Genomic DNA, 13,292 nt, shown 5'->3' on the forward strand with positions numbered 1-13,292 from the left:
GTTCATCCTGAGCCAGGATCAAACTCTCCAATAAAGTTAGTTTGTCTAGCATCTAAAATAAAAATTGACGTTTCACGTTGTTTGTTTCGTTCAGTTTTCAAAGAACTACTTAGTCGCTCATTTGCGACTTCCTTATGTTAACATCTTCATTTTTCAATGTCAACTAAGTTTTTTATTTTCTTTTTTGTCGTTTTCTGCGTTTCCGCATCAGCGACGGTTATTAATATATCATGCAGTATATACGGGGTCAATACTTTTTATAAAAAATTTCACATCCCGTTAAAAACTTAAAAACCGCTGTAAAAATCATTATAGTGTCCATTCATTCTTCATGGCTCCCCTCCTATTCATTTCATATCTTATCCCTTTATCAATTTACATGAGAGTGAAAATTCTAAATTTTATGTTATATTATTAGTATAGGAGCGTGGTGAGAATGAGCATTAAGTATTCAAACAAAATCAATAAAATCCGGACCTTTGCATTAAGTTTAGTATTTATCGGCCTCTTCATTGCATACTTAGGTGTCTTTTTCCGCGAAAACATTATTATTATGACAACGTTTATGATGGTTGGCTTTTTAGCTGTTATCGCTAGCACTGTCGTTTACTTTTGGATTGGTATGTTATCTACTAAGACTATCCAAATTATTTGCCCAAGCTGTGATAAGCCAACAAAAATGCTCGGCCGTGTCGATGCATGTATGCACTGCAATCAACCTTTAACACTAGATCGAGATCTAGATGGAAAAGAATTTGATGAAAAGTATAATAAGAAGAGTTATAAATCATAAGTATCAAGGGAAATACGAATTTGCAACACCACAAACGTTTCAACTCATTAAAAAGTTGATTTCTTAAAAATCAACTTTTTAATTGTTTTATTAAATTTATTACACCTATTTTTTCGAAATAACAGTAAACATCCCTGTCATATTAGGCGAATAATCTTTAAAATCATATTTTTCGTAGAATGATGTTTTACCTTGCGACGCAAACAAACCAATGAATGCTTTATCTGGAGCATTCCCATTTAAGTATTCTACTAAAGTATTCATTATTTTCTTTCCAATACCATTCTTTTGATACTCTGGATGAACCACTATATCTTGAATATAGAAATAGATAGCCCCATCACCAACAATTCTCCCCATGCCGATGATTTGATTATGATTCTTGACTGTTATACAGTAAATGGAATTTTGAAGTGATATTTCCGCCACCTCAAAGTTCATATAATTAGTCCATCCCACAGAATCACATAAATATTTATATTCTTCCAATGTTGGAATGTTATTTTTAATCTCATATTTCTTCAAAATGTCCCCTCCAAGAATTCATTTCCACCAATACAAAGTAAATTCGACAAACTTTTATCTAACCCTTCTTACTAACTTAGCACTGTAAATCCCGATTAACCTCACGCTAATCCTTATATAATAAAGAAAGAGGCTGACGTATAGCCGTCAGCCTCTTTCTTTATTATATATTACGCCTTATGACACTCTGGACAAACGCCATAAATTTCTAAGCGATGACTATTGATAACGAAGCCTGTCGTTTTCGCAGCTTCCTCTTCCAGCTTTTCCAAGCCTCCATAAGGAAAATCAACAATCTTACCACATTTTTCGCAAATCACATGGTAATGTTGACTTGTAACATAATCAAATCTACTTGAAGCGTCTCCATAAGTTAATTCCTTTACAAGTCCAACCTCTTTAAACACACGTAAGTTATTATAGACAGTTGCAACACTCATATTTGGAAACTTACCTTCTAATGCTTTATAAATATCATCCGCTGTTGGGTGCGTCATTGATTCCACAAGGTACTCTAAAATAGCATGACGCTGTGGAGTAATGCGTACACCCGTATTTTTCAGCATTTCTAGCGCTTCTTTTAATTCTTCTTTGACCACCGTCATGCACCCCGATTCTATACGGATTATTATTTTATAATTCTTATAAAGAGTGTACTCCTTTTCTTATAAATCGTCAATATTTCTACTATAAGTATGTGGTTTATTTTTATATTCAGGACTTGTTTTTATGTATCTTTCCCTTTTTCTTCATATATTACATAGAAAAAAAGTGCGACATAATCGCACTTGGAATACTATCATCTGAGGAGGTATGCCCTACACTTCCACTTTATGTAAGGCAGTAAAATATGTATAGACACTTGCCTTGTTTCTGCATATTTTATCTCCAACGTAGATTTATTTTATATAAGAAAGAACATCCTCAATATGCCCTTTCACTTTTACTTTACGCCACTCTTTTACAAGTTCACCGTCTTTATTAATAAGAAATGTAGAACGCTCGATTCCCATATACTCTTTCCCAAAGTTCTTTTTTAACTTCCAAACATCGTATAACTCTGCTACTTTATGATCTTCATCTACTAAAAGTGTAAATGGCAATTCATGTTTCTCAATGAATTTCAAATGTCTATTCGCTGAATCAGGACTTACTCCAAGAATAACCGTATCCTTCTCTTGAAATACTCCATACGCATCACGAAAATCACATGCTTCAGTTGTACATCCTGGCGTCATATCTTTCGGGTAAAAATAGAGAACTACATTTTTACCGCGGAAATCAGCTAGACGAACTTCTTCTCCGTTACTTCCCTCTAATTTGAATTCTGGTGCCATTTCTCCTACTGTAATCATAGTTATCACTCCTACTCTTTTCCTTTACTATAACAAATGCTTCCTTATTTTTCATTGTCTATTACAGACCTCATCACAAAAGCAAAAGGGAGTGTATATCCAATTAGCGCTTCTGCGATTGCAATCCATCGCCCAATTCCAATCGGAGATATGTCACCATATCCAACAGACAATAAAGTAACTGCGCTAAAATATAAACAAACTTCGACGAGTTGAAAAGAATGAGCGTTCAAACTTTCTCCGTCCTCTTTCAAAACTGCGAAACCCATTTCCTCTAATACAACGTAACTTAATCCAAACGCGATCAGTACTGTTGTATAGATCAAAAATAATGTGGCCAAATTATAGAGCGAAAAAAAACGCGTTGAATCCGAATAGGAACTCCATAATAATTGGACACTTTTCAAAATAGCGATTGCTGCAATTAATAGAATAAATCCCCATAACATGTCCTCCACCTCATTTTATATGTATGAGGTGGAGAACTGATTTATCCCTTAGAAACGAACAAGCTTCTATAATTAATTACCCGCGCCACGATACCTTTTTACCCCTTGGTTCCAGAGGGTGATTGCAATCGTAAAACAGATAATACCAACAATTGGCGTCGCAAATGCATAACTATTCCATTCTGTTTTTCTTAAAAAGTATGCTGCTGGATATACTCCAACAAACGCAAACGGTAAAACAAACGTTAAAATGAAACGAATTACACGATTATAAATATTAACAGGATAGCGCCCGTAATTACCTATGTTATACATAAGAGGCATAATTGAACTTTTCGCATCCGACCAAAAACCAAGGCTCGCCAGCGTAACAAATATCCCTCCATATACAAGTGCTCCTCCTCCTACCATCAATATAAATAAGAAGAAATCATACCAGTAAAAAGATAATTGTAACTCCACAGTTGCATATCCCATTACAACAATCCCTGTAATAGCTCCAATTAAAGATTCAAGTTCCATTCTTTCTAATATAATTTGAAATAGGCTATGGATCGGTCGCGTTAATACACGATCCATCTCCCCTTTAATAATGTATCGATCATTAAAATCCCATATATTAAAGAAAGCTGAAAAGATGGCAAATGGTACTAAAAAGAAACCATAAATAAAGATTACCTCTTCTCGACTCCATCCCTTCAATGCTTGTGTATGCCCAAATACAACGAGAATAAATATTAAATTAACTGCTTGAAGCGATAAATCAGAAAGTAAACCAACAATAAAATCGCCTCGATACTCCAATTTCGTTTTTATATATTGACTTGCATATTGTAAAAATAAGTTTATATATAGCATCTCATCATCCCCCTTGTACAATTAGACGTTTTCTCGCCGTTCTCCACATGAGTACAATTGGAATAATAAGTACAATCGCCCAAATCACTTGAAATATTAAAGCCTCATACAACTTACTCCCCTGTATACCTTCAGAAAAAATCATACTTGGAATATAACTAATAGCCTGAAACGGTAAGAACATCATTGCTTTTTGGGCCCATAACGGATAAAAACTAATTGGTAATAATAGACCTGAAAATAAATCAATAACAACGCGTTTTGCATACATAATCCCACTATTATTAAATAGAAAAAACGTAAGCATTCCTGTCATTAAATTAATTTGTGTATTAATAATAAAACTAAATATTAAAGATAAGAAGAAATATAACCACGTTTGAAAATTCGTTGTAATTTGCAACGAAAATAATAACGTAACGATAACCATGCCTGGAATGGAAAAGAAGGCAAAACGGAATATTCCCTCGCCAAGACCTTGCATAACTTTCATTCCCAAATAGTTATACGGACGAATTAATTCTACAGCCACACGTCCTTCTTGAATCTCCATCGCAATTTCCCTATCTATATTATTAAAATAGAAGGCACGTGCCATCCACGCGATTGCGATATACGTGGTCATTTGCGAAATAGATAAACTTTCAATATTCTCTTTTCCGCTATAAATTGCTTGCCATAAAAAATAGTAAGCACCGATATTAATCGTATAAATTAAAATCCCGCTATAATAATTTGTGCGATACGCAAGCATCATTAAAAAGCGAATTCGAATCATTTCAATATACTTACCCATGTTTAATACCTTCTTCATAAATGTTACGAATAATTTCCTCTGTAGACACTTCATTAATTTTTAAATCTTTAATTTGAAAGGCTTGTACTACTTTAGAAATAAGCATTGAAATAATAACTTCTTCATTCGGTATTTTTGCAACCCACGCGTTTTCCTCTTTCGCTTTCGACCAAACGACATGACTATCTGGCATAACCATTGATAAAGCCTGATAGGAAACTGGTGCAATAAACTGAAAATGTATTTCCTTCTCCGCTCCCCACTGCGTACGAAGATTACTTAAAGAACCGTCATACATAATATTTCCTTCATCCAGCATGATAACACGCTCACATAATGCTTCAATATCAGTAATATCATGGGTTGTTAATAAAATTGTTGTTTTATAACGTTCATTCATTTCTTTTAAAAATTCACGTATTTTCAATTTCACAAGTACATCTAGCCCAATTGTTGGTTCATCTAAAAATAATAACGGTGGGTTATGAATTAATGCTGCCGCTAATTCACAACGCATTCTTTGACCTAGAGATAACTTTCGAACTGGCTTATCTAATAAAGGACCAATATCTAACGTTTCAATCACGTGTTCCATATGCTCTTTATACTGAGCGTCTGATACACCGTACACTTTTTTTAATAAACGAAAAGATTCTTGTACAGCAATATCCCACCAAAGTTGTGAGCGTTGACCGAAAACAACACCAATGGTTCTTACAAATTCTTCTCTCTGCTTATGTGGGTTCATCCCATTTACTAAAATCTCTCCTGATGTCGGAGTCAAAATCCCCGTAAGCATTTTAATTGTTGTTGATTTACCAGCACCGTTCTCACCGATATAACCAACCATCTCACCTTGTTTTACAGTAAAAGATACATCATTTACTGCTGGTACTATTTTATAATTACGATTTAATAAATCGCGAAATGCACCCTTTAAACCCGGACGACTTGAATAGGCTGTAAATTCTTTACGTAACCCTTGTACCTCAATTACCGACTTCATAATCGGACCCCCCTCCTAAATGTCACAACGAATAGTTTACCCAACTGCCTTCTCTATCACAAACAATACGTCTTTTCGAAAAACATGTTAGAATAATACATAGATTTTTGTAAGGAGATGAATGGTAGTGAAATTCACAAAGTCAGAAGCATTACATAAAGAAGCTTTAGAGCATATCGTTGGCGGCGTTAATAGTCCTTCTCGTTCTTTTAAAGCAGTTGGCGGTGGCGCTCCTGTTGCTATGGAACGTGGAAAAGGTGCTTATTTCTGGGATGTAGACGGAAATAAATATATCGATTATTTAGCAGCATACGGTCCTATTATTACTGGACATGCTCACCCGCACATCACAAAAGCAATTACAACAGCTGCTGAAAATGGTGTACTTTACGGAACACCAACAGCGCTAGAAGTAAAATTTGCAAAAATGTTAAAAGAGGCAATGCCTGCTTTAGATAAAGTACGCTTTGTAAACTCTGGTACTGAAGCAGTAATGACGACAATTCGTGTTGCTCGTGCTTACACAGGCCGCACAAAAATCATGAAATTTGCTGGTTGTTACCACGGTCATTCTGATTTAGTACTTGTAGCAGCTGGATCTGGTCCTTCTACACTAGGAACACCTGACTCAGCCGGCGTACCACAAAGTATCGCTCAAGAAGTTATTACTGTTCCATTTAATAATGTAGAAACTTTAAAAGAAGCGTTAGATAAATGGGGACATGAAGTAGCGGCTATTCTTGTAGAACCGATTGTTGGAAACTTCGGTATTGTAGAGCCAAAACCTGGATTCCTTGAGAAAGTGAATGAACTTGTTCATGAAGCTGGCGCACTAGTAATTTATGATGAAGTTATTACCGCTTTCCGCTTCATGTACGGTGGTGCTCAAGATTTACTTGGCGTAACACCAGACTTAACAGCTCTGGGTAAAGTTATTGGCGGCGGACTTCCAATCGGTGCTTACGGTGGTAAGAAAGAAATTATGGAACAAGTTGCTCCGCTTGGACCTGCATATCAAGCAGGTACAATGGCAGGAAATCCTGCTTCTATGGCATCTGGTATTGCTTGTCTAGAAGTTCTTCAACAAGAAGGACTTTATGAGAAATTAGATGAACTTGGTGCCATGCTTGAAAAAGGAATTTTAGAGCAAGCTACAAAACATAATATCGATATTACATTAAACCGTCTAAAAGGTGCTTTAACTGTATACTTCACAACAAATACAATTGAAGATTACGATGCAGCACAAGATACAGACGGTGAAATGTTCGGTAAATTCTTCAAGCTAATGCTTCAAGAAGGAGTTAACTTAGCACCTTCTAAATACGAGGCATGGTTCTTAACTACAGAACATACAAAAGAAGATATTGAATATACAATCGAAGCTGTCGGCAGAGCATTTGCTGCCCTAGCAGACAATAAATAATCCCATCATTAAAAGGAAAAAAGAAAGCTCACCTTTCTTTTTTCCTTTTTTCTATTTCATAAATTCCGTATTAATAGTATAATTATTCATAATTATCTGTTTTATATTCTTTTACAGCATTACTATCTCTGTGTACAAGGTGATTCGCACCTTAAATAGTAAGATTATTCTAACTTTTACAAGAGGGGGGATTGACGGATGCTCAATAAAAAAAATACATGGACACCGTCTTTATTTCGAGATTATAGAAATGCAGAACATGATGCGTGTGGAATCGTTTCCGTTATGGAGAAACGAAAAATTGCTACAAAAGAAAACATTGACCTTTGCATACAATCACTCGTCAAAATGAATCATAGAGCTGGTTTCATTAATGGCGAGGGCGATGGCATCGGCATTCACATTGATATACCAAAAACGCTTTGGCATGAAAAACTAAAAAGTAGTGGATATAATCCAACGATTGTGGATCATCCCCACTTTATCGTTGGACATTTTTTTCTAAATAAAAAAGAAAACATTACTGCCTTAAAAGATTATATTCGTACGCAATTAAACAACAAAAACTTTACTATCATTTTCGAAAGTGATGATGTAACAAACTCAGATGCGCTCGGTCCACTCGGTAAACAAGAAGAACCTTTATTTTGGCAAGTTGCCCTTATCGCAGAAAACGAAATTACAAATATTGAGCAAACATTATTTTCTGTCACAATAAAAATAGAGGAAAACGAAACAATTCATGTTGCTTCATTAAGTCGTGATCATGTTGTATATAAAGTTCTAGGTGCTGGTGATACACTTGTTGCCTACTATAATGATTTACAACATCCACTTATCGCTTCAACTATGACATTAGGACATAACCGCTACTCTACTAATACATTATCTAATTTTTTTCGTGTACAACCATTTAGTATTCTCGGACATAATGGTGAAATTAACACAATTGCGAAATTACGCGATCAAGCTGAAATGATTGATGTACCACTTACTGCTGGAGGCAGTGACTCTCAAGATTTAAACCGCACCTTAGAAACCCTACTTGTTCAATACGACTACAGTTTATTTGAAGCAATGGAAATACTATTCCCACCAATTATTAATGAAATTAAACTTTATGAAACACCTTTACAAGATTTATATACGTATATACGTGAAGCATGGGGACATTTTGCACAAGGACCAGCTGGCATCATTTCACGTTTTAAAGATGAAGCTGTTTTCAGCGTTGATTCTCTTGGATTACGCCCAGTATGGAAAGTAGAGACAGAAAGCTCTTATATTTTCTCTTCTGAACCTGGAGTTGTATCACCAACTAAATATGTAGCAGAACCAAAACCACTCGCTCCTGGAGAAAAAGTCGGATTAAAATGGAATGAACAAGATGAACTTGTTCTTTATGAATATGACAAATATCAAATCCAAGTATATAACCGTTTTAAAAAGCGAATTGATACTACCAATTACCATTTAAATTTATCTATCCCTGAAACGAAAAAAATTCAAGGGCTATGTGATTCTGTTCAAGTTAAAACGAAACAATATGTCGCTTTCGGATGGGACCGAGAACATATTCAACTTCTTGAACAGATGGCAACAAAAGGCGTTGAGCCAATACGCTCACTTGGGCATGACTCACCACTTGCCGCACTTGATACTGATAGACGAAATATCGCTGACTTTATTAAAGAAAGTGTAGCTGTTGTTACAAACCCTGCAATTGACCGTGACCGTGAAATTGAACACTTCTCTACACGTACTGTACTTGGAGAGCGTCCAAGTTTATTAAGCGGCGCAAAACGGCCATTTGTAGTTGAAATGCTTTCACCAATTATTTTAGAAGGCAGCGTGGCACAACCTATTGCAGAGGAATTACACACAATTACGTACGAACAACTCATAGAACTATTTAAAACTCATAACTCTATCGCCACAATCTCTGCTACATTCAGCTCGTCAGAAACTCTACAATGTGCATTAAACCGCATTAGTTCTGAAGCGATAGCTGCTGTTAACAATGGTGCTTCCCTACTAGTATTAGATGACGCAAAAGCCCATCTAAACGAACGCTTTTGGATTGATCCACATTTAGTTACTGCTAAAGTGCATCAATCATTAAGTGAAAATAAATTACGCCGCAATTGTTCTCTCGTTATACGTTCTGGTGCCCTTCGCTCCTTACATGACATTGTCACGCTATATGGATTAGGAGCAGATAGTATTAATCCATATTTATTATTCGCGACTGTAAATGATGGAACAAAAACACCAATTACGAATCTGTATAATGCACTTAATAAAGGATTAGAAAAAGTCATTTCAACAATTGGCATTCATGAGTTACGTGGTTACGGACGTCTCTATTCATCTATTGGGTTACATGAAGAAATCGCAAATATATTACAAATTACAAATTTCTTCGGTTCAAATGATTTAGCCTTTTCACTCGAATCACTTGCTGAAGATGCAAAAATACGAGCAGAGGATTATAACAATCCTAAAATTAGAATGCGAAAATCATTTCATATATTCCCGCGAATTTGGAAAGCAATCGGCGACGTTGCAAAAGGAAATTCTTATGATGATTACCGTGACAAATTAAGTGAACTAGAAGAGAATAATCCAATCGCAATCAGACACCTTGTCCAAACGAAACAAACAAAACATGTCGTTCCAACTGAAGAAGTATCTATCGGCATTCAAAATCATAATTTACCATTTATTATTAGTTCTATGTCATTTGGTTCTCAAAACGAAATTGCCTTTCGCGCATATGCAGAAGCAGCCGATCAGCTAAATATGATTAGCTTGAACGGTGAAGGCGGCGAAATTAAAGATATGATTGGAAAATACCCACATACACGTGGACAACAAGTGGCATCTGGGCGATTTGGAGTAAATGCCGAACTACTAAACTCATCCAACTTAATTGAAATCAAAATCGGTCAAGGCGCAAAGCCTGGGGAAGGCGGACATTTACCTGGTTCAAAAGTAACAGCCAAAATCGCTGAAGCACGTAATGCGACAATTGGCTCAGATTTAATTTCACCTTCTAATAACCATGATATTTATTCAATTGAAGATTTAGCTCAAATGATTACGGAAATTAAAACAGCTAATCAACTTGCCAAAGTAGCCGTGAAAGTCCCTGTCGTTCCTAATATCGGAACAATTGCTGTCGGTATCGCCAAAGCTGGCGCTGATTTTATTAACATTAGCGGATTCGATGGCGGAACAGGTGCTGCCCGTATTCACGCATTGCAACATGTAGGTCTTCCTGTAGAAATTGGTGTTAAAGCCGCTCACAACGCTTTATTAGAAGCAAGCATGAGACATAAAGTAGAGATTTGGGCAGATGGTGGTATTCGAAGTGTAAATGATGCCTTGAAAATCATGCTCCTCGGAGCAAACCGGATTGGATTTGGCACACTATCAATGATTGCAATCGGCTGTACTACTTGCCGTGGGTGTCATCTAGATACTTGCCATGTTGGAATTGCGACACAAATTGAGTCTGAAGCACAAGCAAAAGAACATGGGTTACGCCGCTTCGTCCCACGCGAATTAGAAAGCGCAGTTGCTGGCCTGCTAAATTTATTCACCTCTTTCGGTGTAGAACTAAAACGATTAACAGGACAGCTTGGGTATACAAATTTACAAGCAATAGTTGGGCGTTCTGATTTATTAGAGCAAGTTCGAGGCGAAAATTTATTAAACTTACGTAATTTACTACAAATAATAGAACATCCATCTGTTACAACAACAGAAGGCGTACCAGAAAAACAATTTAAGACAGTTCATTCCGCTGACTCAAAAGAATTAGTAGGCGTTGGTGTAGAGCAACGCGTTATGGGGGGTCTAGAATCATGTTATCGCGTTCGCAGTAAACTATATGAAGCTACTCAACTTGAACCACTTACATTAAAGTATACGAATGGTTCTATTCCCGGAAATGGGTTAGGCGCTTACAATAGTGAAAATTTATTTATACACGTAAATGGCGGCGCACAAGATGGCATTGGTAAAACTTCCTTTGGTGGTGGGATTTATATAACGAAATCAAAAGGAAAAGACGGAGTATATTATAACGGTTCTGTCGGAAAAGGATTTGGATATGGTGCACAAAAAGGGGCACTATACGTGCAAGGGAACGCTGATGCTCGCGCTGGCATTCGCCTTTCTGGGGCAGACATGATAATTGGAGGTAGAATAACAAAACCACTTCGTGAAAAAGAGCAAGGAAATATAGGTGCATACTCCAATATTAAAGGTTTTGCTTTTGAATATATGACAAATGGGCGAGCGCTTGTTTTAGGTGACCCTGGGCCATGGATTTGTGCTGGCATGACTGGCGGTGTTGTTTATTTGCGTCGTGATTCAAACTTAGGCTTAACAGAACAGGCCTTAAAAAGAAGAATCGCAAAAGGTGCAAATGTTACATTACAACCAATTAGTAAAAATGGTTTGAAAGATGTAACTGAATTATTGCTAGACTATATTCGTGTATTAAATGAGCATGAGCAATATGAGGAAGTTGCTATATTAACAGCATTATTAGATGATATACAGAACCAGTTTTTTGAGATTATCCCGAAAAAAGAACAGGCAGACCCATCTATCTCAACAGAGTAAAATAGGTAATTTTCATTATTAAGAAAAAATTGACGAAGTACGCTTCTCATAGTAATCTATAGTAACAATTTGAGACCTGCTGAAATTCAGCAGGTTTTTTTACTAAAAACTGATGTTTAAAAGAAATTAGGAAAAATTATAAAGTGAAACTTTAATTAGCCTACACCAATCGGACGTTTACCGGCATCTAGCTTCTAATTTTTGAGGCAGGAATCTTACTGCTCACAATTAGCGGGATAAAATGAATACTAATTTCTTTTAACGTCACTAAAATATCACTTGCTAACATATTGTAATGAATGTATAGTATCATGTTGTACATTCATTATGACAAGAGAAAGGATCTTATTAAGGGTATGAAACTTGGTGCTCGCATTTTAAAAACGGGTATTGCCATCACGTTAGCTTTATTTGCTTGTATTTTACTTCAATTACCGAGTCCGGTATTTGCGGGAATTTCAGCTATTTTTGCTGTTCAACCGTCTGTATACCGTTCTTATTTAACAGCACTTGAACAAATTCAAGCAAATGTAATTGGTGCGATATTTGCTATCGCATTTGCTACTGCTTTTGGACATAATCCTTTTATTATTGGATTAACATGTATATTAGTAATTGCTCTTACATTACAATTACGATTAGAAAACACAATATCAATTGCTTTAGTAACAGTTATCGCCATTATGGAGTATCAAGGCGAAGATTTCTTTAGTTTTGCCTTACTTCGATTTGCGACGATTATGATTGGTATTATTGCGGCTTCACTTGTAAATTTAGTATTTATGCCGCCGAAATATGAAACAAAACTTTATCATCGTATCGTTGATAATACAGAAGAAATTGTAAAATGGATTCGAATGAATAGCAGGCAGGCTTCTGATTTTACAACGCTAAAAACTGATATTGATCGTATGAAAGAAAAAATGATCAAACTAAACCATTACTATTTGCTGTATAAAGAAGAAAGAAGCTACACGAAAAAAGTAAAGTTCGCAAAAATTCGTAAGCTCGTTTTATTCAGACAAATGTTAGCGACAACAAGCCGTGCTTTAAGTACGTTAAAATCATTACACCGTACTGAAAATGAACTGCGCTATATGCCAGAGGAATTTCAGGAATCTATCCAAAACGAACTTGATTCATTAACGCATTATCATGAACAAGTTTTATTAAAATTTATTGGTAAAGCAAAAAAACAACAATCAGTTGAAATGCTTGATGAAGTCGAAACAGGTAAACAAGAATTAATTGATATCTTTATGGAATATCAAAATAAGGACGATGAAGAAGCATATAAAACATGGTTACATCTCTTCCCTCTTATTTCTTCCATCATTAACTATAGTGAAGAAGTAGAGCATTTAGATTTACTTGTAGATAGCTTCTACACATACCATAAACCAGAAAAAGAACTCCAAATCGATGATAAAAAAGAAGACGAATAAAAAA

The 13,292-nt window shown here is 35.8% G+C and carries 11 protein-coding genes; 4 read left to right on the forward strand and 7 right to left on the reverse strand.

From position 1 onward, the window contains the following. Positions 1 to 436: 436 nt before the first annotated feature. Positions 437 to 793 (forward strand): YgzB family protein, encoded by a 357-nt coding sequence (locus ACTFRH_RS22320; protein WP_000025057.1) that lies wholly within the window; start codon positions 437 to 439, stop codon positions 791 to 793. A 105-nt stretch (positions 794 to 898) separates the two neighbouring features. Here the strand turns inward: ACTFRH_RS22320 and ACTFRH_RS22325 are convergent, their stop codons facing one another. The 7 genes from ACTFRH_RS22325 to ACTFRH_RS22355 form a co-directional block, all read right to left on the reverse strand. After that, positions 899 to 1,318: a GNAT family N-acetyltransferase gene (locus ACTFRH_RS22325; RefSeq protein ID WP_000759739.1), complete on the reverse strand. Its 420-nt coding sequence runs from the start codon at positions 1,316 to 1,318 to the stop codon at positions 899 to 901. A 170-nt stretch (positions 1,319 to 1,488) separates the two neighbouring features. Beyond that, the gene (perR, locus tag ACTFRH_RS22330) at positions 1,489 to 1,917 is read right to left on the reverse strand and encodes a peroxide-responsive transcriptional repressor PerR (RefSeq protein ID WP_000237829.1); all 429 of its coding nucleotides are present in this window, start codon (positions 1,915 to 1,917) and stop codon (positions 1,489 to 1,491) included. 300 nt (positions 1,918 to 2,217) lie between these two features. Continuing rightward, positions 2,218 to 2,673, reverse strand: coding sequence for a thioredoxin-dependent thiol peroxidase (bcp, locus tag ACTFRH_RS22335; protein ID WP_000633706.1), 456 nt, complete (start codon positions 2,671 to 2,673; stop codon positions 2,218 to 2,220). A 44-nt stretch (positions 2,674 to 2,717) separates the two neighbouring features. Next, on the reverse strand, positions 2,718 to 3,122 hold the full coding sequence (locus ACTFRH_RS22340) for a potassium channel family protein (RefSeq protein ID WP_000964343.1): 405 nt from the start codon (positions 3,120 to 3,122) through the stop codon (positions 2,718 to 2,720). A 72-nt stretch (positions 3,123 to 3,194) separates the two neighbouring features. Next, on the reverse strand, positions 3,195 to 3,980 hold the full coding sequence (locus ACTFRH_RS22345) for an ABC transporter permease (RefSeq protein ID WP_000965778.1): 786 nt from the start codon (positions 3,978 to 3,980) through the stop codon (positions 3,195 to 3,197). A 4-nt stretch (positions 3,981 to 3,984) separates the two neighbouring features. Beyond that, a complete protein-coding gene (locus ACTFRH_RS22350) occupies positions 3,985 to 4,776 on the reverse strand; it encodes an ABC transporter permease (RefSeq protein ID WP_000521516.1) in 792 nt (263 codons plus the stop codon). Continuing rightward, a complete protein-coding gene (locus ACTFRH_RS22355; protein WP_000843650.1) occupies positions 4,769 to 5,782 on the reverse strand; it encodes an ABC transporter ATP-binding protein in 1,014 nt (337 codons plus the stop codon). Before ACTFRH_RS22355 ends, ACTFRH_RS22350 begins: the two co-directional genes overlap by 8 nt. Positions 5,783 to 5,903: 121 nt before the next feature. Between ACTFRH_RS22355 and hemL the strand changes: the two genes are divergently transcribed. The 3 genes from hemL (at position 5,904) to ACTFRH_RS22370 (ending at position 13,288) form a co-directional block, all read left to right on the forward strand. Next, entirely contained in the window at positions 5,904 to 7,208 is a 1,305-nt protein-coding gene (hemL, locus tag ACTFRH_RS22360; RefSeq protein WP_003299918.1) for a glutamate-1-semialdehyde-2,1-aminomutase, read from the forward strand. 198 nt (positions 7,209 to 7,406) lie between these two features. Beyond that, positions 7,407 to 11,843: a glutamate synthase-related protein gene (locus ACTFRH_RS22365; protein ID WP_000932752.1), complete on the forward strand. Its 4,437-nt coding sequence runs from the start codon at positions 7,407 to 7,409 to the stop codon at positions 11,841 to 11,843. A gap of 356 nt (positions 11,844 to 12,199) precedes the next feature. Continuing rightward, positions 12,200 to 13,288 (forward strand): aromatic acid exporter family protein, encoded by a 1,089-nt coding sequence (locus tag ACTFRH_RS22370; protein ID WP_000765787.1) that lies wholly within the window; start codon positions 12,200 to 12,202, stop codon positions 13,286 to 13,288. The last annotated feature ends 4 nt before the right edge of the window (positions 13,289 to 13,292 follow it).

Origin of the sequence: Bacillus cereus group sp. MYBK216-1 (assembly GCF_051916495.1) — a bacterium.
Taxonomy (GTDB): domain Bacteria; phylum Bacillota; class Bacilli; order Bacillales; family Bacillaceae_G; genus Bacillus_A; species Bacillus_A thuringiensis_K.